The 26,086-nt window shown below is 60.5% G+C and carries 20 protein-coding genes; 7 read left to right on the forward strand and 13 right to left on the reverse strand.

The genetic code is table 11. The annotated features are described in order from the left end of the window. Nucleotides 1-29 precede the first annotated feature (29 nt). Nucleotides 30-854 (reverse strand): NAD(P)-dependent oxidoreductase, encoded by an 825-nt coding sequence (locus HNO86_RS12650; RefSeq protein ID WP_175377289.1) that lies wholly within the window; start codon nt 852-854, stop codon nt 30-32. A gap of 256 nt (nt 855-1,110) precedes the next feature. Here HNO86_RS12650 and HNO86_RS12655 point away from each other — a divergent pair, with 256 nt between their 5' ends. Next, complete coding sequence (locus HNO86_RS12655) at nt 1,111-1,731, forward strand: TetR/AcrR family transcriptional regulator (RefSeq protein WP_175377290.1); 621 nt, start codon at nt 1,111-1,113, stop codon at nt 1,729-1,731. Between the two features lie 125 nt (nt 1,732-1,856). Here HNO86_RS12655 and preA read toward each other — a convergent pair whose 3' ends face one another. The 3 genes from preA to hydA all read right to left on the reverse strand — a co-directional run bounded on the left by preA (nt 1,857) and on the right by hydA (nt 6,136). Beyond that, complete coding sequence (gene preA, locus HNO86_RS12660; RefSeq protein ID WP_175377291.1) at nt 1,857-3,131, reverse strand: NAD-dependent dihydropyrimidine dehydrogenase subunit PreA; 1,275 nt, start codon at nt 3,129-3,131, stop codon at nt 1,857-1,859. Next, the gene (locus HNO86_RS12665; RefSeq protein ID WP_175377292.1) at nt 3,132-4,499 is read right to left on the reverse strand and encodes an FAD-dependent oxidoreductase; all 1,368 of its coding nucleotides are present in this window, start codon (nt 4,497-4,499) and stop codon (nt 3,132-3,134) included. A gap of 197 nt (nt 4,500-4,696) precedes the next feature. Beyond that, nucleotides 4,697-6,136, reverse strand: a complete 1,440-nt coding sequence (gene hydA / locus HNO86_RS12670; protein ID WP_175377293.1) for a dihydropyrimidinase — start codon at nt 6,134-6,136, stop codon at nt 4,697-4,699. Nucleotides 6,137-6,666: 530 nt separating this feature from the next. Here hydA and HNO86_RS12675 point away from each other — a divergent pair. The 5 genes from HNO86_RS12675 (at nt 6,667) to HNO86_RS12695 (ending at nt 12,292) form a co-directional block, all read left to right on the forward strand. Continuing rightward, complete coding sequence (locus HNO86_RS12675; protein WP_175377294.1) at nt 6,667-8,151, forward strand: NCS1 family nucleobase:cation symporter-1; 1,485 nt, start codon at nt 6,667-6,669, stop codon at nt 8,149-8,151. 80 nt (nt 8,152-8,231) lie between these two features. After that, on the forward strand, nt 8,232-9,515 hold the full coding sequence (locus tag HNO86_RS12680; protein WP_175377295.1) for a Zn-dependent hydrolase: 1,284 nt from the start codon (nt 8,232-8,234) through the stop codon (nt 9,513-9,515). 193 nt (nt 9,516-9,708) lie between these two features. Further along, nucleotides 9,709-11,208 (forward strand): helix-turn-helix transcriptional regulator, encoded by a 1,500-nt coding sequence (locus HNO86_RS12685; RefSeq protein WP_175377296.1) that lies wholly within the window; start codon nt 9,709-9,711, stop codon nt 11,206-11,208. A gap of 177 nt (nt 11,209-11,385) precedes the next feature. Continuing rightward, entirely contained in the window at nt 11,386-11,637 is a 252-nt protein-coding gene (locus tag HNO86_RS12690) for a DUF1652 domain-containing protein (protein ID WP_175377297.1), read from the forward strand. A 379-nt stretch (nt 11,638-12,016) separates the two neighbouring features. After that, entirely contained in the window at nt 12,017-12,292 is a 276-nt protein-coding gene (locus tag HNO86_RS12695) for a trimeric intracellular cation channel family protein (protein ID WP_256672624.1), read from the forward strand. A gap of 96 nt (nt 12,293-12,388) precedes the next feature. On the opposite strand, the gene HNO86_RS12700 is transcribed toward HNO86_RS12695, so the two are convergent. The 5 genes from HNO86_RS12700 to HNO86_RS12720 all read right to left on the reverse strand — a co-directional run bounded on the left by HNO86_RS12700 (nt 12,389) and on the right by HNO86_RS12720 (nt 16,555). Next, nucleotides 12,389-13,156, reverse strand: coding sequence for an SDR family oxidoreductase (locus HNO86_RS12700; RefSeq protein WP_175377298.1), 768 nt, complete (start codon nt 13,154-13,156; stop codon nt 12,389-12,391). Nucleotides 13,157-13,208: 52 nt separating this feature from the next. After that, nucleotides 13,209-14,276: a phosphotransferase family protein gene (locus HNO86_RS12705; protein WP_175377299.1), complete on the reverse strand. Its 1,068-nt coding sequence runs from the start codon at nt 14,274-14,276 to the stop codon at nt 13,209-13,211. 143 nt (nt 14,277-14,419) lie between these two features. Further along, nucleotides 14,420-15,385, reverse strand: coding sequence for a 2-hydroxyacid dehydrogenase (locus HNO86_RS12710; protein ID WP_175377300.1), 966 nt, complete (start codon nt 15,383-15,385; stop codon nt 14,420-14,422). A 166-nt stretch (nt 15,386-15,551) separates the two neighbouring features. Further along, nucleotides 15,552-16,142, reverse strand: a complete 591-nt coding sequence (locus HNO86_RS12715; RefSeq protein ID WP_175377301.1) for a TetR/AcrR family transcriptional regulator — start codon at nt 16,140-16,142, stop codon at nt 15,552-15,554. A 29-nt stretch (nt 16,143-16,171) separates the two neighbouring features. Continuing rightward, nucleotides 16,172-16,555 carry a tautomerase family protein gene (locus HNO86_RS12720; protein ID WP_175377302.1) on the reverse strand — a complete coding sequence of 128 codons (384 nt, stop codon included), beginning with the start codon at nt 16,553-16,555 and terminating at the stop codon, nt 16,172-16,174. Between the two features lie 384 nt (nt 16,556-16,939). Here HNO86_RS12720 and HNO86_RS12725 point away from each other — a divergent pair, with 384 nt between their 5' ends. Continuing rightward, the gene (locus HNO86_RS12725; RefSeq protein ID WP_175377303.1) at nt 16,940-18,220 is read left to right on the forward strand and encodes a serine/threonine transporter; all 1,281 of its coding nucleotides are present in this window, start codon (nt 16,940-16,942) and stop codon (nt 18,218-18,220) included. Nucleotides 18,221-18,353: 133 nt separating this feature from the next. On the opposite strand, the gene HNO86_RS12730 is transcribed toward HNO86_RS12725, so the two are convergent. The 4 genes from HNO86_RS12730 to HNO86_RS12745 are packed head-to-tail and all read right to left on the reverse strand — an operon-like array spanning nt 18,354 to nt 25,903. After that, the gene (locus HNO86_RS12730; protein WP_178131187.1) at nt 18,354-19,463 is read right to left on the reverse strand and encodes a hypothetical protein; all 1,110 of its coding nucleotides are present in this window, start codon (nt 19,461-19,463) and stop codon (nt 18,354-18,356) included. Then, a complete protein-coding gene (locus tag HNO86_RS12735; RefSeq protein WP_175377304.1) occupies nt 19,453-23,052 on the reverse strand; it encodes a toxin VasX in 3,600 nt (1,199 codons plus the stop codon). Before HNO86_RS12735 ends, HNO86_RS12730 begins: the two co-directional genes overlap by 11 nt. Then, entirely contained in the window at nt 23,049-23,912 is an 864-nt protein-coding gene (locus HNO86_RS12740) for a DUF4123 domain-containing protein (RefSeq protein ID WP_175377305.1), read from the reverse strand. The genes HNO86_RS12735 and HNO86_RS12740 overlap by 4 nt, the downstream gene beginning before the upstream one ends. Further along, the gene (locus tag HNO86_RS12745) at nt 23,909-25,903 is read right to left on the reverse strand and encodes a type VI secretion system tip protein VgrG (RefSeq protein WP_175377306.1); all 1,995 of its coding nucleotides are present in this window, start codon (nt 25,901-25,903) and stop codon (nt 23,909-23,911) included. Before HNO86_RS12745 ends, HNO86_RS12740 begins: the two co-directional genes overlap by 4 nt. Nucleotides 25,904-26,086 lie beyond the last annotated feature (183 nt).

A 26,086-nucleotide genomic window follows, 5' to 3' on the forward strand; every position in this document is an offset into this window, starting at 1 on the left:
TTGTGATGAAGATCCAGCGACGGCCTGACTCAATCGCCGAAGGGACCGGCTGCGCAGAAGGCACCGCCCTGGTAGATCCGCGCCGGATCATCGGCAGCCGGCAATGGCTGGGCTTCGACTTTTTCGCGAAACACCTCGGAGGTGTCCCTGGGGGAAAAGCCCAGGCGGGAGGCGAAATGGTTGTCCCACCACACGTCCTTGTTGTCAGACATCCCGTAAACCACCGTGTGGCCAACATCGGGGGTGTACAACGCGCGTTCGAGCAATTGGGTGAGGTCGTCGTAACTCAACCAGGTGCTCATCATCCGGCGGTTCTGTGGCTCCGGGAACGAGGAGCCGATGCGTATGCTGACGGTTTCGATGCCGTAGCGGTCGAAGTAAAACGTCGCCATGTCCTCGCCGTAGGACTTGGACAGGCCGTAGTAGCTGTCCGGACGACGAGGGGAGCGGGCGTCGATGACTTCATCCTGTTTATAGAAGCCGATGACGTGGTTGGAGCTGGCGAAGATGACGCGTTTGACGCCATGCCGGCGGGCCGCTTCGTAGATGTGGAACACGCCGCAGATGTTGGCGCCGAGGATTTCTTCGAAGGCATGTTCGGTGGAGACGCCGCCAAAGTGCAGGATCGCGTCCACGCCTTCGACCAGTCGATGCACGGCCTGCTTGTCGGAGAGGTCGCAGACCACGACTTCTTCACGGTCATCGATGGCGGGTGCCATGGGGGCGATGTCCGAGAGACGAATGACATGGGCATAAGGGCGCAGGCTGTCGCGCAAGACTTTGCCCAGCCCGCCGGCGGCACCGGTCAGAAGCAGGCGATTGAACGGAGCGCGGGTCGATGCAGTGGTCGTCATGGAAATCCCTTTACGCGTTCTTATTATTGATTGTTGTAGGTTGTCGTATGACTGTGCGGAAGTATTGGTGGGCTTTTCGCGTCTTGTCAACGCGACGTTTTGGGAAATTGACGAGAGGGCATTTGATCCTGGCTGGGGAGCGGCTCGTGCAGGCACCGTCGAGTGCAATGTACGGCTCCAGGAAGTTTGCCGTCCCCCTGTCGCCGGCGTTAGAGCGGATGCTAGTCTTGTTTAACGCTGTTGTCAGGGAGCCCACATGGGCAATCACAAGATCGAGATTCGTCGCAGTAACGTCGAGAAAATTCTCCTCGCCGCCGAAAAGGTCTTCGCCGAAAAAGGCTTCGGCAGCACCGCCATGGCCGACATCGCCGCCGAGGTGCAACTGCCGCGTTCCAACCTGCATTACTACTTCAGCACCAAGACCGAGTTGTACAGCGCCGTGCTGTTCGATCTGCTGGAAGTGTGGAAGCAGGACGCGCTGTGCTTCGAGATGTTCGACGACCCCCGCGTGGTCCTCAGCAGCTACATCCGCGCCAAGATGCACCACTCGCGCACCCGTCCCTACGGCTCGAAAGTCTGGGCCAACGAAATCATCCACGGCGCCCCGACCCTGGGCGAAGCCCTGGACGCCAGCCTCTACGACTGGGCCAAGATGAAAGAAGCGAAGATCCGCCAGTGGGTCGACGACAAACGCATCCTGCCGGTGGAGCCCTCAAGCCTGCTCTACATGATCTGGGCCTCGACCCAGCATTACGCGGATTTCGATCATCAGGTGAACATTCTCAACGAGCATCAGGCGCTGTCGGACATGCAGTTCGAGCGTGCGGTGCAGACGGTGACGCAGGTGATCTTGCGGGGGATTGGGTTGGAGCCTTGAGATTGTCGCTGTTGCAGACGGCCTCATCGCGAGCAGGCTCGCTCCCACAAAGAGCCGGTTTGCACCGAAGATCCAATGTGGGAGCGAGCCTGCTCGCGATGTCGTCCGCTCAGACGCTACACAACTCAAACGGCAACGTGATAGGGATTCCTCGGATCATGGTTCCAGTCCAGGAACGGTTTGCCGGTGTCCACCGGGACCATTTCGATGCAGTCCTGCACGGGGCAGGTGATCTGGCACAGGTTGCAGCCCACGCATTCTTCGTCGATCACCTGATAGCTGTGGGTGCCGTCGGGTTTCTTCAGGCTGGCCACAGCCTGGTGCGAGGTGTCTTCGCAGGCAATGTGGCAGCGGCCGCAGCCGATGCAGGCCTCCTGGTCGATCTTCGCGATGACCTGATAGTTGATGTCCAGGTACTTCCAGTCCGTGGTGTTCCCCACGGCGCGTCCGGAGAACTCGGCGATGCTGGCGTAGCCCTGACTGTCCATCCAGCGTGACAGGCCGTCCTTCATCTCTTCGACGATGCGAAAGCCATGAAGCATCGCCGCCGTGCACACCTGCACCGAACCGCTGCCCAATGCCATGAACTCCGCGGCATCGCGCCAGTTGCCGATACCGCCGATGCCGCTGATGGGCAGGCCGGCGGTCTGTGGGTCGCGGGCGATTTCGGCGACCATGTTCAAGGCAATCGGCTTGACCGCTGAACCACAGTAGCCGCCGTGGGTGCTTTTGCTGCCGACGATCGGGTTGGCCACCATGCGCTCCAGGTCGACGCTGGTGATCGAGTTGATGGTGTTGATCAGCGACACCGCGTCGGCGCCACCGCGATGAGCCGCACGGGCGGCGACGCGGATGTCGGTGATGTTCGGCGTCAGCTTGACGATCACCGGCAGCGAGCAGTGCATCTTGCACCAGCGCGTGACCTGCTCGACATACTCCGGCACCTGGCCGACCGCCGCGCCCATGCCGCGTTCCGGCATGCCGTGGGGGCAACCGAAATTCAGTTCGATGCCGTCGGCGCCGGTGGCTTCCACCAGCGGCAGAATGTGTTTCCAGGACTCTTCGACGCAGGGCACCATCAGCGACACGATCAGCGCGCGGTCCGGCCAGTCCTTCTTGACCTGGGTGATTTCCCGCAGGTTGATCTCCAGCGAACGGTCGGTGATCAGCTCGATGTTGTTAAAGCCCAGCACCTCGCGGTTGGCGCCGTAGTGCGCCGAATAGCGCGACGATACGTTGACCGCCGCCGGGTCCTCACCCAGGGTTTTCCAGACCACGCCACCCCAGCCGGCCTCGAAGGCGCGGACCACGTTGTAGGCCTTGTCGGTGGGCGGCGCGGAGGCCAGCCAGAACGGATTGGGGCTTTTGATGCCGGCGAAGACAATCGACAGATCGGCCATTTACGCAGCCTCCACATTGAGCATCAGTTGAGCATGAATGGCCTCGGCGGCCCGTTTGCCGTGCTGCACGGCCTGCACGGTGAGGTCCTGGTCCAGGCTGGTGCAGTCGCCGCCGGCATACACGCCGGGAATGCTGGTGCGCAGGTTCTCGTCCACCAGCAGGCGATCGCCCTGGCGCTTGAGTTGAGCGGCCAGCGGGTCGGCGAGGGCGCTGTCATCGAAGCGCTGGCCGATGGCCTTGAAGATCGCATCGGCAGCCAGCTCGAAGGTTTCGCCAGTGGTTTGCAGGCGGCCCTCCACCAGATGGGTGCGGGCGAAACGCATGCCGCGCACCAGGCCCTGATCATCGAGCAATACTTGGTCCGGTTGCGCCCAGGTCAGCAGACGCACCTGATTGGCCTTGGCGATCTCCTGTTCGTGGTGGGTAGCGCCCATGTCCTCGGCGCCACGGCGGTACACCAGGTTGACGTCATGGGCCCCTAGGCGGGCCATTTGCACCGCCATGTCGATGGCGGTGTTGCCGGCGCCGAGGACGATGCAGTGGTCGGCCAGCGGCAGTTGGGTCAGGTCATCGGCCTGGCGCAGTTCGCGGATGTAGTCGGTGGCCGCGAGCAGGCCGGGGGCATCTTCATTGGCGAGGCCTAGCTGTTTGCTGGCGTTGAGGCCCAGGCCGAGGAACACCGCATCGTATTGCTGATGCAGTTCGCTGAGGCTCAGGTTGTCGCCGAGTTTCTGCCCGTGGCGAATTTCGATGCCGCCGATCTCCAGCAGGAAATCCAGTTCCTTCTGCGCGTAGTCGTCCACCAGCTTGTACTTGGCGATGCCGTATTCGTTCAGGCCACCGGCCTTTTCCCGCGCTTCGAAAATCACCACGTCGTGGCCGTGCATGGCGCTGCGATGGGCGCAGGCCAACCCGGCAGGACCTGCGCCGACCACGGCAATGCGCTTGCCGGTGGCGGCGGCGCGAGGGAAGGGATGCTGGTTGAAGTGCGCATTGTCCACGGCATAACGCTGCAGCAGGCCGATCAGCACCGGCGCGCACTCATGGGCGTTGTTGCGCACACAGGCTTGCTGGCAAAGGATCTCCGTCGGACACACCCGCGCACAGCTGCCGCCGAGGATGTTGGCCGACAGGATTTTTTGCGCGGCGCCCTGAACGTTGTCCTGGTGGATGTTGCGGATGAACGAGGGAATGTCGATTTCGCTGGGGCAGGCGTTGACGCAGGGTGCGTCGTAGCAATACAGGCAGCGCGAGGCTTCCAGGTGGGCTTGTCGGTCGTTGAGCGGCGGCGCCAGGTCGGTGAAATGACCGGCGAGGACGGCCGCGTTCTCGTAGGGGTGCGGGAGATGGGTCAGGGTCTTGATCACGGTTTTGGCCTCACGGTGATGGAGGTGCTGCCTCTGATGGGCATTGTTCGTTGCTGTGCGATCCCGTGCAGGAGCTGCCGAAGGCTGCGATCTTTTCAAGCAGGATCAAAAGATCGCAGCCTTCGGCAGCTCCTACAGGGGAATGCATTTCAAAAATGTGGGAGCGTGGCTTGCCCGCGATAGGCCGCAGGCCGCTCTCAACGTTTCACAGCCACCGGCTGACTCAACTCGGCCCGCTTGCTCAGCAAGTCGAACACCGCCGGGTATGCCGGCCGTTCGATGTAGCGCCCGGCACCCCGTTCGGCGCGCAGGTCGCCGTCGGCCCAGACCACCCGGCCCTGGCTGATGGTGTGGCTGGGCACGCCGCGCACGGTCTTGCCTTCGAAGATGTTGAAGTCGACCTGCTGGTGATGGGTCTTGGCCGAGATCGTCCGCGTGCCGTTCGGGTCCCACAGCACCAGGTCGGCATCGGACCCCACGCGGATCGCGCCTTTGCGTGGGTAAAGGTTAAAGATCTTGGCGGTGTTGGTAGAGGTCAGGGCGACGAAGTGCTGCATCGAGAAGCGACCGCTGTTGACCCCTTCGTCCCAGAGTACGGCCATGCGGTCTTCGATGCCGGCGGTGCCGTTGGGGATCTTGCTGAAGTCGTCCTTGCCGGCGGCTTTCTGTTCGGCGCAGAAGCAGCAGTGGTCGGTGGCGGTAGTGTGCAGGTTACCGGCTTGCAGGCCATGCCACAGCGCTTCCTGATGGCCGCGCGGACGGAACGGCGGGCTCATCACGTAACCAGCGGCGGTTTGCCAGTCCGGGTGCTGATAGACGCTCTCGTCCAGCAGCAGGTGCCCGGCCAGCACTTCGCCGTAGACCGGCTGGCCCTTGGCCCGGGCGTAGGTGATTTCGTCGAGGGCTTCCTTGGTCGAGACGTGCACCAGATACAGCGGTGTGCCGAGGGTTTCGGCGATGCGGATCGCCCGGCTCGCGGCTTCGCCTTCCACCTGGGAAGGGCGCGACAGCGGATGCGCTTCCGGCCCGGTCATGCCCTGGGCCATCAGCTTGCGTTGCAGGTGAAACACCAGCTCGCCGTTTTCCGCATGCACCGTGGGCACCGCGCCCAGTTCCAGGCAGCGCTCGAAACTCGCCACCAGGGTGTCGTCCGCCGCCATGATCGCGTTCTTGTAAGCCATGAAGTGCTTGAAGCTGTTGACCCCGTGATGGTTCACCAGCTCGGCCATTTCCTCGCGGACCTGTTCGCTCCACCAGGTAACGGCGACGTGAAAGCCGTAATCGGAAGCCGATTTTTCCGCCCAGCCACGCCACTGATGGAAGGCTTCCATCAACGACTGCTGAGGGTTGGGAATCACGAAGTCGATGATCGAGGTGGTGCCGCCGGCCAGTCCCGCCGCCGTGCCACTGTAGAAGTCTTCGCTGGCCACGGTGCCCATGAAGGGCAGTTGCATGTGGGTGTGGGGATCGATGCCGCCGGGCATCAGGTACTGGCCGCTGCCGTCGAGCATTTCGGCGCCTGCGGGTATGTCGAGATTGTCGCCGATGGCCTTGATCACGCCGTCTGCGCAATACACATCGGCGCGGTAACTTTCATCATGAGTAACAACGGTAGCGCCACGGATCAACAGAGACATTCCGGATTCCTCGCAGGCATGACCGACTGATGCCGGTTCTGGATTTTTATATGCGGCCAGTGTTGAAAGGTTATTCCTGTCAACGCTGTCAGGATTAAACGCTAGTCGCAGTTACGGGAATCGGCAAGAATATTTTTTATATGCTTATTCCTGTTTTAAATTTCTGATTAATAACGATAAAAAATAGGAATCAGCAAAATGGTGCGGCCTTTCACCATTTTGACGCACTTGACAGGATCGAAATATGAACGAGATTTTCTATGTGAAATCAGCTGTTTGAGGCGGGTCAATGTTTAATGCGCAGCATTCGCAATAAAGATTCACGCACCAGATTGAGTCCGGACTGTTCGGGCAACTTGACCGTGACAAGTTGCCAAGGCACTCGATCCAATAAATAAAACTGATAAACATCAGTTGCTTGCAAAGTGTTTATGGAACTGCCCGATGCTCAAGAGAGGAGTGCGGCACAGTTATTGATGTCGCAAGCCCTCGATGAGCAAAAAAATAATTCAAAGAACAGTGGAGCGGCCATGCAACAGAACAGATCCCAAGTGATCGAGCGCGACGGCTTGTTTGAGCTGGAAGCCGGCAGCGATGTCCTCGACAGTCCCCGTTACAACCACGACATGGCACCGACCAAGGTGCGCGAACGAACCTGGAACAAATGGCACATCACCGCGTTGTGGGTGGGCATGTCGATCTGCGTGCCGACCTATACCCTGGGCGGAGTGCTGACCGCCTATTTCGGCCTGACCGTGGGCGAGGCACTGCTGGCGATTCTGTTCGCCAACATCATTGTGCTGATTCCCCTGACCCTGAACGCCTTTCCCGGCACCAAGTACGGCATTCCGTTCCCGGTGTTGCTGCGTTCCTCGTTCGGCATCCTCGGCTCGAACATCCCGTGCCTGATCCGCGCGCTGGTGGCGTGCGGCTGGTTCGGCATCCAGACGATGTTCGGTGGGCTGGCCATTCACCTGTTTTTGGGATCGGTGTTCGAGGGCTGGAAATCCCTGGGCGGCACCGGTGAAGTCATCGGCTTCATGATGTTCTGGACGCTGAACCTGTGGGTGGTGATTCGCGGCGCCGAGTCGATCAAATGGCTGGAAACCCTGTCCGCGCCGCTGCTGGTGGCGGTGGGCGTGGGGCTGCTGGTGTGGGCGATGCCCAATGTGTCGATGACCGAACTGCTGGCGATTCCGGCCAAGCGTCCCGAAGGCGCCAGTGTGGTCGGTTACTTCGCCGCAGGTCTCACGGCGATGGTGGGCTTCTGGGCCACGCTGTCGCTGAACATTCCGGACTTCAGTCGCTACGCCGAAAGCCAGAAGGCGCAGATTGTCGGGCAGATCATGGGGCTGCCGCTGACCATGTTCCTGTTCGCCGCGCTGGGCGTGGTGATGACCGCCGCTTCGGTGAAGCTCGTGGGCGTCACGGTGTCCGATCCGGTGACGTTGATCGGCCACATCCAGAGCCCGGTGTGGGTGGCGGTGGCCATGGCGCTGATCATCATCGCCACGCTGTCCACCAACACCGCGGCGAACATCGTCTCGCCCACCAACGACTTCCAGAACATCGCCCCCAAGGTCATCAACCGCACCAAGGCGGTGATGCTCACCGGTTTCGTCGGCCTGGCGCTGATGGCCCATGAACTGCTGAAGAAGCTGGGGCTGATCGTCTCCGATATCAGCCTGGAGAGCGTGTATTCCAACTGGCTGCTGGGCTACTCCAGCCTGTTGGGACCGATCGCCGGGATCATGGTGGTGGACTATTTCCTGATCAAGAAACAGCAACTGGACCTTGCCGGGCTCTATCGCGATGACGTGTACCCGGCGTGGAACTGGAGCGGGTTTTTCGCCTTTGGCGTGCCGGTGGTGCTGACGCTGCTGTCCCTGGGCAGCGATGCGTTCAGCTGGTTCTACAGCTATGGCTGGTTTACCGGGTCGGCGCTGGGTGGGTTGATCTATTACGGGTTGTGCGTGATGCGGTCGAGCCCGTCGGTCGTGAAATCTGCGTTGTGAGGACAGGCCCGCGAAGACGGCCTTGAAGACACCGGAAAACTGCCTGAAGAAATACACAAGAACTGCCTGAGGAGATCCCCATGAACGCAGCCGTAGACGTTCTGCAATCCGCCCATCAGCACATCAACCGCGATCGCCTGTGGCAGTCGCTCATGGAGCTGGCCAAGCTCGGGGCCACGGTCAAGGGCGGGGTCTGTCGCCTGGCGCTCACCGATCTCGACCGCCAGGCCCGCGACACCTTTGTGAAGTGGTGCGAGGAGGCGGGCTGCAGCGTCAGCATCGATGCGGTGGGCAATATCTTCGCCCGTCGTCCGGGGCGCAATCCGGACCTGCCGCCGGTGATGACCGGCAGCCACATCGACACCCAGCCCACCGGTGGCAAGTTCGATGGCTGCTTCGGCGTGCTGGCCGGTGTCGAAGTGTTGCGCACCCTCAATGACCTGGGCGTGGAAACCGAAGCGCCGCTGGAAGTGGTGGTGTGGACCAATGAAGAAGGCTCGCGTTTCGCTCCGTGCATGATGGGCTCCGGGGTGTTTGCGCAAAAGTTCACCCTGGAAGAAACCCTGGCCAAGGTCGACGCCGAGGGCGTGACCGTGGGCGAGGCGCTCAATGCCATCGGCTATGCCGGGCCCCGGGCGGTCAGTGGTCACCCGGTGGGCGCCTATTTCGAAGCGCACATCGAGCAGGGGCCGATTCTGGAAGATGAACGCAAGACCATCGGCGTGGTGATGGGCGCCCTCGGGCAGAAGTGGTTCGACCTGAAACTGCGCGGCGTCGAAGCCCATGCCGGGCCAACCCCGATGCATTTGCGCAAGGATGCCCTTGTCGGGGCGGCGGTGATCGTCGGTGCGGTCAATCGTGCAGCGCTGGGCCATCAACCCCATGCCTGCGGCACCGTCGGATGCCTGCAAGCCTATCCGGGCTCACGCAACGTGATTCCCGGCGAAGTGCGCATGACTTTGGACTTCCGGCATCTGGAGCCGGCTCGCCTGGATTCGATGATCGCCGAAGTCCGCGAGGTGATCGACACCACCTGCCAGGAACACGGCCTGAGCTATGAACTGACTCCCACCGCCGATTTCCCGCCGCTGTATTTCGACAAGGGCTGCGTCGAGGCCGTGCGCGGTGCGGCGCAAGGCCTGGGCCTGTCACACATGGACATCGTCAGCGGGGCAGGGCATGACGCGATCTTCCTTGCCGAGCTTGGTCCGGCGGGGATGATCTTCGTGCCGTGTGAAGGCGGTATCAGCCACAACGAAATCGAAAACGCCGCGCCGGATGATTTGGCGGCGGGGTGTGCGGTGTTGTTGCGGGCGATGCTGGCGGCGTCGGCGGCGGTGGCCAAAGGAGAACTCGCCGCCTGACCTGTGGCGAGGGGGCAAGCCCTAATGCCAGTCAGTTAAGGCAAAACACGGTCCATGTAGCAGCTGGCGGCTTAGCTGACAGGCATTAGGGCTTGCCCCCTCGCACAGGAAACACCTGCACCAAAGGTTCTTCGCACGATTGCAGCCCCCGGTGGTCGTACATTTCAGGCCCCGTCGACCGAGTGGAGATGCAATGAACCAGGATGTCCTGACCACCGAAACCAATCGCCGCCAGTTGCAGCAGATCATCGCCGGCCTCTCCGACGGGGTGATTGTGCTCGATCCGGACCAGAGCATTCTCTGGGCCAACGATGCGGCGCTGGCCATGCACGGTGTGGCGCAGGTCAGTGATCTGGGCGCCGATGCGTGGGATTACACCACGCGTTTCGCCTTGCGCTATCGCAACAATCACGTAGTCCCCGGCGACAGCTATCCGATCAATCGCGTCCTGCGTGGCGAGACCTTCAGTGATGTGCTGGTGGAGGTGACCGACACCTCGGATGAGCAACAGCGCACCTGGTTCCATCGCGTGCGCAGCCTGGTGCTGACCGATCGCTTCGATCAGCCCGAATCGCTGGTGCTGATCATGGACGACGTCACCGAATGGGCCAGCGCCGAGCAGCGTTTCGAGAAGACCTTCGCCGCCAACCCGGCGCCGGCGGTGATCTGCCGCCTCAGCGATTTGCGTTACATCAAGGTCAATCCGGGTTTTCTGGAAATGACCGGTTATACCCGGGATCAAGTCATAGGCACTTCTACCTATGAGCTGGATGTGCTGGAACAGGCAGAGAACAAGAACCTGGCCAAGCAGCGTCTGCTCGAAGGCGCGACCATCCCGCAGATGCAGGCCGAACTGCGCCTGCCCGACGGAGGCAGCAAGCAAGTGATCGTCGCTGGCCAGCCGCTGGAACTCAACGACGAGGCCTGCATGCTGTTTTCCTTCGTCGACATCGAACCCCGATACCAGGCGGAAATGGCCCTGCGCCAGAGCGAGGAGCGCTTTGCCAAGGCGTTTCGCCTGTCACCGGTGCCGATCCTGGTATGTGGTGCGGGTGATCAGGTCGTGCTGGACGTCAATGAAGCCTTCCTCGATACCCTTGGCTACCCCAGCGAAGAAGTCATTGGCGAAAGCATCACCCAGATCGATTTCATCGAAGACAAGGGCGCGCGCATGCGCCTGTTCGCGGCGCTGGAGAAAACCGGGCGTCTGGACCGTATCGATGTGCGGGTATGCAGGAAAGACGCGGGGCTGATCGATTGCGCGGTGTCGGCGGACACCGTGAACATTCAGGACAGTCCTTGCTACCTGCTGGTGTTGATGGACATTACCGAGCGCAAACGCACCGAACTGGAACTGGTGTCGGCCATTGAAGAGGTGATGAAGGACGCGTCCTGGTTCAGCCGCACGCTGATCGAAAAACTGGCCAATGCGAAAAACGTCAACTCACCGCGATTGCCCAGCGTGTCCTTCACCGATCTCACCGCCCGGGAGCGCGATGTGTTGGGGTTGATCTGCGAGGGCCTGGCGGACAAGGAGATTGCCGCGCGCTTGAAACTCGCACCGAACACCGTGCGCAATCACGTGGCGACGGTCTATTCCAAGCTCGATGTGCACAGCCGCAGCGAGGCGATTGTCTGGGCGCGGGAGCGGGGCCTGTTCTCCGGCACCGGGAAATCCAGGGGCCGAGGGTAAGGTGCAAATGCACTAGCTGGCGGGGTGCAATTTGATGTGTTGAGCGCGGGCGGCGGCTCCTAGGCTGCAAGGGTGCGACAGGTACTTGCCAATGCCTGCGTGTCCCCTGCGAAGCAGCCGAAGGAATGCCCTGATGAATCTGCACCCCGAATTATCCCTGCCCCGGGATTTGAACCCATGATGACGCTGGCCCAGCTGCGCATGCTGATCGAACGCAGTTTCTCTCCCCGCGCCTGTGATTGCAGCATCACCGGCGATCACTACCTGACCGTCAAGCTCTACCACCCCCTCTCGGGGCAAGTGGATCTGGTGGTCAGTGGCTTGAACATGGCCACCCTGCAGTCAGCGGAAGCGGTGGCCGCGCTGATCGAAGAGCTGCGTTACGAACTCGATAGCAATACCCTGAATCGCCCGGATCCTGTGATGTAAGAACTGTCAGGTTTTCATGGCGTTGGCCAATGATTGGGCTATAAGTGTTACGCAAATACTTTTTTTGTGACAGCTACGCGGATTTTTCGCGCAGTTGCCGTGGTCACAAAAAGGGTGTCTACCACTTATCGCGGGTCAACCTATGAAAACTCTTGGGAAACGCGTTTTTGCACCTCTGGCACTCTGCACGGCGCTGCTCGCCGGCTGCTCCAGTCCGCCACCACCCCCTCCTGCCGCGCCGCCGCCCCCTCCAGTCCGCACCTGCCAGGCCATGGATAAAACCGATGTGCTGGGCGATGTGCGTGACGAAAACGGCGAGATAACGCGCATCACGACCACCACGCGCTGCGTCACTCAGTAACGCCGGGCGCCGCCGTCCTTGAAGCCCCGTGTCGAGAAAATCGTTCTTTTCGCCGATCTTGTCGGCACGGCGGTGTTTGCCATCGAGGGCGCGATCAGCGCCATGCGCAGCGGCCTGGACCTGCTCGGGGTGATGGTGATTGCCTTCATCGTCGCCCTGGGTGGCGGGGTGACCCGGGACCTGCTGATCGGCGCCACGCCGCCCAATGCCGTGGCCAACTGGCGTTATCCGGCGTTGCGCTTGCTGTCGGTGCACTTTGGTTGGCAGCTGCCAAAAATCAACACCTCCCTGTAGGAGCTGTCGAGTGAAACGAGGCTGCGATCTTTTGATTTTCAAAAGCAAATCAGAAGATCGCAGCCTTCGGCAGCTCCTGCACAAATGCGGGTGGGATCAGGAGAGGAACCCACCATCCACGTTCAGCGAAACACCCGTGGTGTAGCTGGACGCATCGCTGGCCAGGTACAGCACCGCGCCGGCCATTTCGCTCGGGTCGGCCACGCGCTTGAGCGGGATCTGTGCCAGGGCGGTGTTGAGGATCGCCTCGTTCTTGACCAGCGCCGAGGCGAACTTGGTGTCGGTCAGGCCCGGGAGCAGGGCGTTGCAACGGATGCCGAACTGCGCGCATTCCTTGGCGAAGACCTTGGTCATGTTGATCACCGCCGCCTTGGTCACCGAGTAGATGCCCTGGAACACGCCCGGCGAGACGCCATTGATCGACGCAACGTTGATGATGCTGCCGCCACCGTTCTCGCGCATCAGCTTTCCGGCTTCCACCGACATGAAGAAATAGCCGCGGATGTTGACGTCGACGGTCTTCTGGAACGCGCCGAGGTCGGTGTCCAGCACGTTGCAGAACTGCGGATTGGTCGCCGCGTTGTTGACCAGGATGTCCAGGCGGCCGAACTGTTCCTTGATGCCGGCGAAGACCTGGCTGATCTGTTCCATTTCACCGATGTGGCAGGCAATGGCAGTGGCCTTGCCACCGGCGGCGATGATCGCGTCGGCCACGTGCTGGCAGCCTTCGAGCTTGCGGCTCGAAACGATCACATGGGCGCCTTGCTGGGCCAGCAGTTTGGCGATGGCCTCACCGATGCCGCGGCTGGCGCCGGAGACGAAAGCGATCTTGCCGTCGAGGTCGAACAACTGAGTCTTGGACATGGGATTCCCTTGTGAGTCTTGTTTTAGGCCTGATGTGCAATGGAAAAAGCGATCAAAGGCTGGATTTCTGGATGACCTGCAAGCTCATCTGCTCCAGCAGTTTGTTCATGTGAATGAACTGCGCGAAGCGTTTGTCCTGGGTCTGGCCATGGTAGAAGCGGTAGTAGATCTGCTGCACGATGCCGGCCAGGCGGAACAGGCCGTAGGTGTAGTAGAAATCGAAATTGTCGATCTGGATCCCGGAGCGTTCGGCGTAGTAATCGACGAACTCACGGCGGGTCAGCATGCCCGGCGCGTGACTCGGTTGGCGACGCATCAGCTGCACGGGCGCGGGGTCGCCGGCTTCGATCCAGTAGGCGAGGCTGTTGCCCAGGTCCATCAGCGGATCGCCGAGGGTGGTCAGCTCCCAGTCCAGCACACCGATGATCTGCATCGGGTTGTTCGGGTCGAGGATCACGTTATCGAAGCGGTAGTCGTTGTGTACGATGCTGGAGGTCGGGTGATCGGCCGGCATCTTGTCGTTGAGCCAGGCCTTGACCGCTTCCCACTGCGGCGCGTCCGGGGTCAGGGCTTTCTCGTAGCGGTCGCTCCAGCCCTTGATCTGCCGGGCCACGTAACCTTCGGGCTTGCCCAGGTCGCCCAGGCCGTAGGCGTTGTAGTCGACACGATGCAGTTCGACGAACTTGTCGATGAAGCTCTTGCACAGGGCTTCGGTTTTCGCGGAATCGAAGCCCAGCTCCGGCGGCAGTTCCGAGCGCAGGATGATGCCCTTGACCCGTTCCATCACATAGAACTCGGCGCCGATCACCGAGTCGTCGGTGCAGTGCACGTAAGCCTTGGGGCAATACGGAAAGCCGTCGCGCAATTGATTGAGGATACGGAATTCACGTCCCATGTCATGGGCGGACTTGGCCTTGTGGCCGAAGGGTGGCCGGCGCAGGACGAATTCCTGCTCCGGGTATTCGATCAGGTAGGTGAGGTTCGACGCACCGCCGGGGAACTGGCTGATCTGCGGCAAACCGGTGAGGCCGGGAATGTGCGCCTTGAGGTACGGATCGATCAGGCTGGCATCGAGTTCTTCGCCGGAGCGGATACGGGTGGACTGGTCAGTAAGCGCCATGCTTATCCCTTCTGCTTATTCTAGAGGCCTCAAACTATTGGCTAATCTAATGTGCGTACCCGGCAGCCACAACCACGAACGGCCCTTATAGGTGAGCGTGTTGCCGGGCAATCATTGCTTTTGATACACCTGTTTGAATTGTCCTACACCACGGCGTTCTTGAGGCCGCGCGGCAACTCGATCGGGGTCAGCACGGGCTTGCCGGAGAAGAACGCCACGAGGTTGCGGCCTACCAGCTCGACGGTGCCCTGGGTGGCTTCCGGCGACAGGCCGGCGACATGCGGGGTCAGGATGACGTTGCCAAGTGTCTTGAGTGCGTCCGGTACTTGGGGCTCGGCATCGAACACGTCCAGGGCGGCGCCGGCGATACGCCGTTGCTCCAGGGCGCTGATCAGGTCGGCGGTCACCACCACGCTGGCCCGGGCGATGTTCACCAGAAATCCGTTGGGCCCCAAGGCGTCGAGGACCTGGCGGTTGACCAGGTGCTGGGTGCCCAGGCCGCCCGGAGTGGCGATGATCAGGAAGTCCGAGGCGCGTGCCAGTTCGGTGGGGGTCGAGCAGAACTCGTAGGGCACGTCGTCGCGATGCTGGCGGTTGTGGTAGCACACGCTCATGTCGAATCCGGCCGCGGCGCGCTTGGCGATGGCCAGGCCGACCGCGCCCAGACCGAGAATGCCCAGGCGTTTGCCGGCAAGGGAAGGGCGCATGATTTTCGGCCACTCGCCCCGGCGCACGGCGGCGTCGCAGCGAGGCACGTCGCGCACTAGCGACAGCAGCAGGGCCATGGCGTGGTCGGCGACGGAGGAGGCGTTGACCCCGGCGCCGTTGGTGACAGTGATGCCGCGATCGCCGGCGGCTTGCAGGTCGACCATTTCATAACCTGCGCCGATCACGCAGATGATTTTCAGTTTGGGCAGGGCAGCGATTTCATTGGCAGTCAGGCCCAGCGGGCCGCGGGTCAGCACCGCGTCGATCCCGTCTCCGTGGCGTTTGATGGCTTCGGCGCGCTCGGCGGGGGTCGGGGCCAGAATCAGGTGAAAGCCCTGATGTTCGAGGATGGGCAGGTAATCGTTGATGGTCTCAACCAGTACCAGTACGGTTGCGGTCATGCTTGGCTCCTTTAGGCATGGATATCGGGCTCGAACGTCCAGTGAGATTGCTGCCTGCCGGGCGATTTGGCAATCGTCACATTCGAACCAGTGTAGGAGCTGCCGCGCACTGCGATGTTTGTCCTAACTGACTGGCACCAGGGCAAGCCTCGCTCCTGCAGGTGCCTCAGGCTTCGGGGTTGGTCAGGTAGCGCTTCGCCGCATCAAGGATCTCATCCGACAGCGCCTCACCCCGGGTCGCACGGGCCAGGGTCAGGGCGCCGATCATCAGCGAATACTGCACCAACGCCTGCTGGCGCTGCTCCTCGGGGTTGTCCGAATCCATCATCTTGCCGAACGAGTCGAGCAGTCGATTCAGCCCCGCCAGAAACGGCTCGCGCAAGCCGCTGTCGGTGCTTTCGTGACACATGTCCCCGGCGAAAGCCACCACCGGACAGCTCTCGCCGGGGTTGTCACGGCTGTGGGTGGAAAGGTAAGGGTCGATCAGGGCCTTGCGTGCCTGCGCCCTGCTTTCGCCGGTATCGGCCCTGAGCTTCCAGCGCTCGCCCACCTGCTTGAACGCCCGCTCGCTGGCTTCCTTGGCCAAGGCTTCCTTGGACTCGAAATGACCATAGAAACCGCCATGGGTCAGTCCGGCCGCCGCCATCACATCGACGACGCTGATCCCGTGCAGTCCGCGCTCGCGGAACAGGCGGGTCGCGGCATCGACGATGATTTCGCGGTTGAGGTCGGCTTGCTTGCGGGAAACTCGAGGCATGGGTGGCTCACAGATATCGAAATGGGATGTCAGAGGGCGTACTGGGCGATGCCGTTGCCGAACGACCAGTTTTCCTTCTTCACTTCCACCAGATTAATGAAAACGTCCTCCAGACGCACGGCCAGTTCCTGGTTGAGGCTCTCGGCGATGGTCTTGTAGAGCAGTTTTTTCTGCTCGACGGTGCGGCCTTCGCTCAGGGTGATCTGGATGATCACCAGTTTGTCAGTGCGCGGGATGCCAAGGTACTGCGGATCGAAGATGAAATGATGCTCGTCGTGCTCGGCGAGGATCTGGAAGTTGTCATCCTTGGGTACACCGATGGTGCTGTGCATGGCGGCGTAAATCAGCTCGCCGATGCGTTTGGCGTAGGTAGGGTCCTGTTGCTTTTTGATCTCGACGCGAACCAGTGGCATGGCATGACTCCGGGTTGAGGGCAGGTTCATTCAAAATACATTACGAACAACCTTTATCAAGCCCGATCTACCGCTCGCCGACGAAACGCCATGGCAGAAATGACACCGCCCCCTGTAGGAGCCGAGCTTGCTCGCGATGCACGCAGAATCACCGCGGGGCATCAGGTTTGCCCCGTCTTCGTTGACGACCATCGGGAGCAAGCTCGCTCCTACAAGGGATAGGGCGCTGGTGCAACCTGGTACAACCGTTCCTCACCTAAGTCTTTGCTTCTGATCGGGAATCCCGGAGAATCGCACGCTGTTTCGGCCAGGGCGCTGCCTGTCGGATTTTTCCGACTCGTCCTGGCCGGGTGGCAAAAGACCGGAAAGCGGAGATCCGACCGGATGAATGATCAGGTCAATAGCGTCAACGAACGCTATGCAGCAGCGACACCAGCAACCCTATCGAGCTGGAATCGTCATGACACCACCTGGATGCTGGGCCTGTTTGGCACGGCGATTGGTGCGGGCACCCTGTTTTTGCCGATCAACGCGGGTCTCGGCGGCTTCTGGCCGTTGCTGATCCTGGCGTTGCTGGCGTTCCCGATGACCTTCTACGCACACCGCGGCCTGACCCGCTTCGTGTTGTCCGGTCGTGAAGGCGCGGACATCACCGACGTGGTGGAAGAGCACTTCGGTCTCAAGGCCGGCGCGCTGATCACCTTGCTCTACTTCTTCGCGATCTTTCCGATCCTGTTGATCTACAGCGTGGCGCTGACCAACACCGTGGGCAGCTTCATGGAGCATCAACTGCACATCATGCCGCCACCGCGCGCGGTGCTGTCTCTGGTGCTGATCCTCGGCCTGCTGGCCGTGGTGCGTTGCGGCGAGCAGATGATCGTCAAGGCCATGAGCCTGATGGTCTATCCGTTCATCGTGGCCTTGCTGTTCCTGGCGGTGTTCCTGATTCCGCACTGGAACGGCGGCATCCTGACCACCGCCAGCACGCTGCCCGAGCCTTCGGCCTTGCTGCACACCCTGTGGCTGGCGATCCCGGTGATGGTGTTCTCGTTCAACCACTCGCCGATCATCTCGGCGTTCGCCGTCGACCAGAAGCGTCGCTACGGTGAGCACGCCGAACAGCGCAGCTCGCAGATCCTGTCCCGCGCCCACGCCCTGATGGTGGTGATGGTGCTGTTCTTCGTCTTCAGCTGCGTGCTGACCCTGTCGCCGGCGCAACTGGCCGAAGCGAAGGCGCAGAACCTGTCGATCCTGTCTTACCTTGCCAACCACTTCAGCAACCCGACCATCGCCTTCGCGGCGCCGTTGATTGCCTTCGTGGCCATTTCCAAGTCGTTCCTGGGCCACTACATCGGCGCCAGCGAAGGCCTCAAGGGCCTGATCGTCAAGAGCGGCAAGCGCCCGGCAGCCAAGACCCTGGACCGCATGACCGCCGCGTTCATGCTGGTGGTGTGCTGGATCGTCGCCACCCTGAACCCGAGCATCCTGGGCATGATCGAAACCCTGGGAGGCCCGGTGATCGCGGCGATCCTGTTCCTGATGCCGATGTACGCCGTGCGCAAGATCCCGGCCATGGCCCGTTATCGTGGCCAGGCGTCTAACGTGTTTGTGGTGGCGGTTGGGCTGGTGGCGATTTCGGCGTTGATCTATTCGTTAACGGCGTAACCTGGCGCACAAAAGATCGCAGCCTTCTCCGGACCTTTCGAGAGGCTGCGATCTTTTGCTTTTGATTGAAACAGGGCAGTGAAAGCCGCCCGGTCTGTAATATCCCCTCGATACTTCCGCTTCCTGCTTGGACTCATATTCCTCGTTGCACTTGAGCAAAAATCTCGGTGATGGGTCTTCGCGGCTGACGTTTTTGCAATTGCCGCACGCGTTCACTCATCCGCAGCAGTTCCTCACTCGGCTTGGCCCATTGCTCTTTAGGCAGCGGTTCTGACCATTCGCGCATGACGTCAGGCAGTGCTTTTTTGCCGATTTTTTCGAAACGGCGCACTTCCCATTCGACGAGGTGGTTGGGGATCGTCCACAAGGTCATGACGTGGTACAGGTACCAGAAAAATCCTGATGTTCGACTGCGCGAACCTTCGCGGATCTGCTGGTGCATACGGGCGCGGGCGTTGTGGAAGGTGTGCAGGCCTTCGTGAGGCGGGTCGTCGGGGCCTTGCAGGTCTTGCAAGACCTGAATCGATTTGAGGTCGTTGACTTCGTATTCCATGTAACCGCGGATGGCTTCCCAATGGCTGATGACCAGCGGTAGAGCGGCGCAGGGGAATTCGAGGCTGGTGAGGGTTTCGCCGTGTTCGAAGCCGATGCCCATGCCGTATTGGCGATGGACGCCGTATTGGGTGGCGCCTTTCGCTTCGATGATCCAGGCAAAGATTGATTCCCATGGGGCGAAGACGGGCTCGGTCGCGCCTTTGGGCATGAAACAGACTTCGCGGCGTTGGCGGTTGAAGCGGGTTGGGGTGATGGTGGCGCGTTTTCTGTGCGCGTGCTGCCAGACAGCCAAGCTGATGAGCAATATGGAAAAGCCGCCCTTCATTCCGAATGTAGATGACTCAAAAAAAAGCTGTACCGCGAACTCCCAGGAATACAAAGCGTCGTACCCAAAAACGAGGCCAAGAAAAAAACTAAATAGGGGCAAAAGGAAAGCAAACATACAGGCGATAGCAAGTGGAACGCCGAATGTGACTTGCCAAAAATAGACCTTAGGGCTACCCGAGCCAAAATCCATGTGGACGTCGGTAAACTCACCTATGTGCGGGCCGAATGGAGGTAGTAGTGTAGGTAATGGCAGCGGTGCCATAAAGGTGATTCGCCCGCCGGAAAATGAGTCAATGTCTCCGGCTTTTGTCAGCTTTTGAAGCCGCGGGCCGATTACTTGCTGAACCTGATCATTTGGCATGGTCGGCGTACTCCAAATATTCGGTTTCGACCAGATACACAGGAGGTGTTTCTTTGACCAATTGACGATCGATTACGGCAAAGTGCCCTTCACCTCGAGGGTCAAGATGAATGAAAGATGTTCGCGACGTCCAATTGCCTTTGTCGTTCAACGTCTGAATGCAGACCGCCAGTTCCAGTATTTCTTTCACTACCGTGTACTCGGTCTCACGATTCCACGGGCATCGAAGACAGATCACCAATGCTTCCGGATTGGATTTTACGATACGCAGGCTGTCAAAGATCTCTTCGCTTATTACATCCACGCGTTCTCGTGGAGTTCCTCGACCATGTACGAGCGTGCAAATACGATTTGCGCCAATATCCAAACGGTGCGTCGGTTTACCGGCAAAGGGAGGGAGGAAGTCACTCAATGTCAGTCCGGGAAGTATCAGGTGGATATCGCCGGGTCTGGCTTTGAGCAACAGGTTTTTCAGCCAGGAGTCGTATGGCTCTGGACCGACTTGCACGTAGGGAGTGTTGATCAGATAGGCGAGATGACAACGATAGTCTTCCAGTGAGTGATCGCCTCGTGTTTCTGCGTTCCGGCTCCAAGGCGTGGTTTGCAGCCATTTTTCGTGCGCGCTGAGGTTGTAGCGATGGAACAGCCAAGTGCCGCTAAGTTCAAGCATAGTGAACAAGGCGCCTGCCAAGTTAAAGCGAAAGAAAATGGTAGAAAGGCGTGTGCCAGCAGCGGCCCATGCCGCAACGCGTGCTGCACTGTTTTCAGCGACTAGTACGGTGTAACCGGAATATGCGGTCGATCCTAGACCATAGGCATTAAAAGTGGTGATTCCGCCCGAACCCAACGTAGCTAATGTAGCCGCCGCCTGTGCTGGATAATTTCCAGTTCGAATCGTTTGCTGCAAATTTTGAATTAGTTTCTCAAGGCTGATTGCTGACGACATCAATCCCAAACCATAAGTAAAAGCGCCCAATCCAACATGTAACTTGCCCACCTGCACAAATACGTTTTGCAACGCATGTTGTTGAAGCCCTGCAACAAGGTTTGCACTGTAGGCCTTCAAGGCGGTATCAGCGAGACTCTGGGCCGCAGTAAAACCAGCAGCTCCAGCTGTCGCTGTAGCAGCCAGAAGAGGCTCAATCGTTAGACTGGTTTTTGATTGTTTGAAGGTCTCCTTGACCACCTCCACCAAATTCACCACCTGCACCAAAACCACCACCAACCCCATCCCTTCAGTCTTCACCAGACTGCCAGTCGACAACCCACCCACACCCAACCGAATATTCGCCATCAAATTGCGCAACTCCTGCTGCTGCGCCGGCGGAAATTTCACCGTCACGCCGGCCCGCGCCGGTGTTGGGCTGTAAATACTCACCGTTTCGTTCGCCAGTTCCGGAATAGGGCTCAATGCCCCGGCCACTCGTCCTTCGATTTGCGCGATTACCGCCTTTACCCGGTCGATTTCATTCTGCAACTCCACGGCTCGTGGGGTTTTGTGGCCCTGGCGGTTTTTGTTGTGAGTCAGGCGGCCGCGTTCACGAACCAGCATTTTCAGGTAGTCGCGTTCGCTGAGCAGTTCCTTGATTTCGGATTGCAAGGCAGCTTGTTCGGCGGGGGTGGCGAAGGTGAAGGTTACGCCGCTGGTTCTCGCGGCATCGAAGAGGCGCAGCTTCAGGCCCTTGGGCAGGCGCTGGAACAGTTCATCCAGGTCGGGGAATTTCTGCGCCGAGAGGTCGAAACCTTCAAGGATGCGGATCAGGCCCAGGTTCAGCGCCGGGCTGTAGCTGTGCTGCGCGGCCTCGGCAATGGCGCGGGTGGGGTCGGTCAGGTCGTCGAGGGTTGGTAGTTGGGGATGTTCGACGTTGCGCAGTTGGGTCAGCCAGTCCGGCAGGTTGTTGAACATCGCCATGCCCGCGTTGAACAGCGTTGAATACTGCCCGGCCTGTTCGGACTGCACGCGTAGCGGCAAGGTGTAGAACAGCGGTCGGGTCAGCTCCGGGTGTTTTTCCAGAAAACCGAGCAGTAGTTCGCTGGCAATGTCGCTGCGGCAAACGTCCTTGAGGCAGGCGTATTCGGCGGTGAACGCCTGGCCCAGTTGCGCCGGAACCTGGGCGTCGTAGTACCACGCCGAACGGTGGTAACGGCCGGCGCATAGCAGTTGGGTGCGGTCGGCGGTGATGCGGTCGAGCAGGCGGTTCCAGCGGCTGAGGTCGTCGCGATGACGGTTCAACACCTGGTCCATCGCTGGGCGGTCGATGAGGTCATTGATGCCGCGCTTACCGCTCAATACCGGACCTTCAAGGACGTCCTGCATGCGCCGATCCTGATCTCTTGCGAGATCGACCAGCGCATTCAGGTGCTGATCAACGAATGCTGGTGGGGCGACCGCCTCGAAATATTGTTTCGTGTAATAACGTCGGTCCGTTTCTGCCATGGCCCGACCTTGTGCGGTGAAGTCCGGCGCGACGCCGTCGAAGCGGTTCAGCGCCAGCGCGTCGTCGAGTGCCTTGTTGCGTAATTGCTGAAGCTGCGGGGAGGCCGCGGTGCCGGCCGGCTCGATCTTGCCGCCCTTGTTCAGGTAATCGAGCAGGGCCCTGCGTGTGTTCTCGCGATCCGGCTCAGTCAACTGCTCAAGGTCTGCAAACAGCGCTTTGACCTGCGGTTGGTCGCTGGCCTTGGCCAGACTGTCAAAATCCTGTTCGCCGAGCTGACTCAGCGACTCGATGTAGCAGGCCAGCAGATAATCTCGCTCGTTGTTGTCGGCATTGCTCCAGTCATCCACCCAGCCGACCACGGTGTCCTGATAGTCCGCCAGATCACGCATCACCCCGAGGTCGTCGTTGACCAGCAAAAACAGCGTGTCGTCCTGATAGGCCGCGCGTACCCGTCCCAGAAATTCACCGATGTGTGCTGTGCGAAAGCGCCGAGGTTGCTCCCACAGATAAGGTTCGCGTTCATGCTCGGGGGCGTCGCTGACCTGCACCCGGGGCAAGGAGACGGTGCCTGTCGACGGGGTGCTGGCCGGTTCCGCTTCTGCCGCCAGTTCTGCCAGCCATTGCCGGGCCTGGGCGACGGTGAGCAGATGTTTGCCACCCTTCTGACAATGCACCGTCGCGAGATTGACCGCCTGCATGAAATGCCTGCGCTCCTCGGCGCTGTCCAGCACCTGTCGGCATTTGGCGGCAGTCCACTGCACTTCGGAGAACGTCACGTATAAGGTGCTCTTGCGGGAAAAGATCAGCGCCGGGGCCTCCTCGAAGGCTGCTCGCTGATCCTCGTGAACCGTTTTGCCTTTGTGCAGCAGCGCGCTGACGATTCCGCCCTGCACCCTGTACTCGTTCAGCTCACCGCTTGGGCTGTCGATGATGTACAGCCAGCCATCGCGCAGCAGACGGATGCCGACAGGGCGGGCGGTGAGGGAGTAAGGCATCTCCAGTTCGGCACTGGGATCGAGGTTTTTTTCCACCAGGCCGTAGCGCAGCGGCAGCAGTTGTACATGAGTTTGTCGCAGCGGGCAGGCCGCGGGCGCGCCGATAGGCGCTTTCGAGGCGGCGGCTGCTGCAAGATTGGCGGGGTGCTGGTTCATGATAGGTCCCGTTCAGACGCCCATTCATGGGCCAGGGCCGCGGCCAGCGCGACGCGCTCGCCGGGTGATTGCAGGGTGGGGGTGTGGAGCAGGTGGCGGATACGGGGATATTGGTCGATGTCGCCATCCAGCCAGGCCATGAGATTGGCGTAATAAAACAGCTCCGATTGACCTTGCAGCCCAAGCGCCGAGGCCTCGGTCTCCAGCTGTTCAAGTCCCGCCCAGCGTTGAGCCAGGCTTTCCCCTGAGTGGCGTTGAGGAAAGTGGCTGAGCAAATGTGCGTCGAGTTCAATGAGCGATCGTCGGTGATCAACCTGATCCAGCGCCGCGATCTGCGCCGGATCGAGCCGATAAGGCGCGAGCAGGGCGGGGCATTCGGGTCGTCGGGGTTGGTGACTGTGCCAGACCGAGTTGACGCAGTCGGCTGTTACCACCCATGACATCGGGCCGAACAAGCTTTGATCTGCGCTGCTCAGCAATGCTCGCATCACGGCAGCATCGGCCAGCCGCAACAGCACCGAGGAGCTTTCGGACAGCTCCACGGTCAGCAGTTTCCTTAAGTGTTCGGCGACGACATGGGCTTGTACCGGGCTGAACAACAGCACACCGCATTCCATGGGAGCATGGTGGACAAAGAATTGCATCATGGGGTCGTCAGGCTTCTCGATGACCACCAGCAATGGAGACACATCGCGCAATGCACTAAAGGGTGGCTGGTCGTACAGGGCGAGGGTGAGTGCCGCGTGATTGGCCTGTTTTATCCGGTCTGCCAAGTTGCTCAGGGTCGCGCCGTCCAGCAGGGCATAGGCCTGCTGCTCGCCCCATGGCAGATTTTCAGGCAGAGAAGTGGAAAGGCTCATGCTTGGGCGGCCTCGCAGATCAGGCAGCGCGAGGCGCGGGTTGAAATCAGGGCATGGCGCTGCTGAACCGCATCGAATGACACTTTCATTACAAGCAGTGCTCCCGGTACCAAGGGTTCCGCCAGCAGGCCAACTGCCGGGGCGCCTCCCTGGACTATCGCCACGCTGCTGAAAATGCCTTCCGGCCCCAGCGTCAACCAATGCCCGCCAGCCTTGATCGTCACGTGGGCGCCGCCATCGATGACCACTTGCTGGCCTGCACCGAGGTGCACGTACTGGCTGGCGCTGAGCCGCTGGCTGGCCACTCGAACATGGCGGTCACCTTGCACCCACAGATGATCATCCTGCTTGAGTTCGGTGAGACGGTTGCCATGTGTCAGGTGGTGCTCATCGCTGCGCAGATCCTGGCTGGCAATGCCGCCGACCACCACGGTCAGCTCGTTGTCGACCTGTACGCGCTGGTCATGCAGCACATGCTGGACATAGTCCCGTTGGGCGCGAATGGCGATTTCTTCGGCACCTTTCCTGTCCTCGATTCGCAGTTCGTTGTAACCGCCACCGCCGGGAGTGCTGTGGCTGCGCAGGGTGCTACGGGATCGTTCGGCCGGCAGGTTCAGTGGCACTGGAGTGACCGCATTGGGCAGGCAGCCGAGGACGAAGGGCTTGTCGGGATCGCCTTCCGTGAAGCCCACCAGTACTTCCATGCCGACGCGGGGTATCTGTACGCTGCCATAGCGGCCATGGGCCCAACCCGTCGCCACCCGCAGCCAGCAACTGGTCCGCTCATTGAGCTGGCCGTCCCGATCCCACAGCATCTGGACTTTCACTCGGCCGTAGGCATCGCAGTAAATTTCTTCGCCGGGCGGGCCTGTCACCACCGCGTGCTGGCTGCCGGTGATCCGTGGCTTGGGGTGTTTCAGTGCCGGACGGAAAATCACATCCCAGGGCGTCGCGACGAAATGATTGCGGTAGCCCTGAATGACACCATCACCATCGTCGGCGACCTCTTCCAGCACTTGCGGTTGTCGACCCGTGTGCACTACGCGGGTCAGCAACCATAAACCGTTCCAGTCGGGGCGCGGGTGTTCGCGCATATCGAGGTAGCTGCCACTGCGCATCAGGCTCTGGTCGCTGCGTCCATTGCCTTGACGATAGTCCGCGCGATGCCGCTCAAGGGCTCGCCGGCTCAGGTGTTTGCCACGATCGCGGTGGGTGAACTGACCGGGAAAGGCGTAATCCTCCAGCACGGGAACACGCTTCTCAGCTGCTTCGGACTCCAACTGAACATTGGGTTTTTCGAAATGGTAGTCACGGCGGATGACGTGGTTGGTGCGGGTTTCCAGGCGTACATTGAAGCGGTCGATCACCGGCGAAGCGGCGTTCATGCCGCTGTCATGTGTATAGATGGTTGGCGCGTCAGGCCGGGGGAAGACGGTCTGGTCGTCGCCGAAAACCAGAACGTGTCCATCGGAGTCGTGCTCGAAATGAAAGTGCAGGCCTTCTTCCTCGCACAATCGCTGGATGAACGCCAGATCGGTCTCGTTGTACTGCACGCAATACAGGCGGGGCGGATAGTCGGCGCTCACCAGAAAGCGCCAGACGTCGGACTGCATTGCGTGATCGCTCAGTACGCTCTGGATGATTTGCGGCACGTTCTGGTGCTGAAAGATTCGCTGGTTGTGACGATGGGCCAGATAGGCGAGATGAGGTACCAGCGTGATCTGGTAGCGGGTCAGCCGCGCTCCGGAGTCACCCTGGGCGACACGATAGACCTGTCCGTGCACGCCGCGACCCTCAAGGCCGAAGGAAAGATAGGCTTGTTGGTGCAGAAGTGTTTCGAGAGACAGGTCAGGGCGTTCGCTGACCAGTTCAAGTTTGACTTCATAAATCTCATTGATGGCTTCCGTGAACTCGAACTCAAGCACTTGCAGATCGTGGGGGAAACCCTTGATTTCGAGTCGGAATACCACTGGCTTGTCAGCAGTGAACATACACATGTCCCTGTATGCTTGTCAGGCTTGGGACTTTGCGCGTGTCTGCTGCTTGGCGCAGTCAGGCGGATCGCTTTAATGCGTAGGGAAATTCCGGAATTGCGTTGGGGCTTAGGGCTTTCGCGGGCAAGCCTCGCTCCTACGGGCATAAAAAAACGCCGCCCCTCTCACGAAGGGCGGCGT

The sequence above is a fragment of the Pseudomonas sp. C1C7 genome (genome assembly GCF_013359595.1).
GTDB lineage: Bacteria > Pseudomonadota > Gammaproteobacteria > Pseudomonadales > Pseudomonadaceae > Aquipseudomonas.

Coding starts and splice junctions, on each gene's coding strand:
- HNO86_RS12725 (WP_175377303.1), top strand. CDS start 16,940: ATGAATGATCAGGTCAATAGCGTCAACGAACGCTATGCAGCAGCGACA.
- preA (WP_175377291.1), bottom strand. CDS start 3,131: ATGGCCGATCTGTCGATTGTCTTCGCCGGCATCAAAAGCCCCAATCCG.
- HNO86_RS12715 (WP_175377301.1), bottom strand. CDS start 16,142: ATGCCTCGAGTTTCCCGCAAGCAAGCCGACCTCAACCGCGAAATCATC.
- HNO86_RS12650 (WP_175377289.1), bottom strand. CDS start 854: ATGACGACCACTGCATCGACCCGCGCTCCGTTCAATCGCCTGCTTCTG.
- HNO86_RS12740 (WP_175377305.1), bottom strand. CDS start 23,912: ATGAGCCTTTCCACTTCTCTGCCTGAAAATCTGCCATGGGGCGAGCAG.
- HNO86_RS12685 (WP_175377296.1), top strand. CDS start 9,709: ATGAACCAGGATGTCCTGACCACCGAAACCAATCGCCGCCAGTTGCAG.
- HNO86_RS12705 (WP_175377299.1), bottom strand. CDS start 14,276: ATGGCGCTTACTGACCAGTCCACCCGTATCCGCTCCGGCGAAGAACTC.
- HNO86_RS12735 (WP_175377304.1), bottom strand. CDS start 23,052: ATGAACCAGCACCCCGCCAATCTTGCAGCAGCCGCCGCCTCGAAAGCG.
- HNO86_RS12680 (WP_175377295.1), top strand. CDS start 8,232: ATGAACGCAGCCGTAGACGTTCTGCAATCCGCCCATCAGCACATCAAC.
- HNO86_RS12655 (WP_175377290.1), top strand. CDS start 1,111: ATGGGCAATCACAAGATCGAGATTCGTCGCAGTAACGTCGAGAAAATT.
- HNO86_RS12710 (WP_175377300.1), bottom strand. CDS start 15,385: ATGACCGCAACCGTACTGGTACTGGTTGAGACCATCAACGATTACCTG.
- HNO86_RS12675 (WP_175377294.1), top strand. CDS start 6,667: ATGCAACAGAACAGATCCCAAGTGATCGAGCGCGACGGCTTGTTTGAG.
- HNO86_RS12730 (WP_178131187.1), bottom strand. CDS start 19,463: ATGCCAAATGATCAGGTTCAGCAAGTAATCGGCCCGCGGCTTCAAAAG.
- HNO86_RS12745 (WP_175377306.1), bottom strand. CDS start 25,903: ATGTTCACTGCTGACAAGCCAGTGGTATTCCGACTCGAAATCAAGGGT.
- HNO86_RS12690 (WP_175377297.1), top strand. CDS start 11,386: ATGATGACGCTGGCCCAGCTGCGCATGCTGATCGAACGCAGTTTCTCT.
- HNO86_RS12720 (WP_175377302.1), bottom strand. CDS start 16,555: ATGCCACTGGTTCGCGTCGAGATCAAAAAGCAACAGGACCCTACCTAC.
- HNO86_RS12700 (WP_175377298.1), bottom strand. CDS start 13,156: ATGTCCAAGACTCAGTTGTTCGACCTCGACGGCAAGATCGCTTTCGTC.
- hydA (WP_175377293.1), bottom strand. CDS start 6,136: ATGTCTCTGTTGATCCGTGGCGCTACCGTTGTTACTCATGATGAAAGT.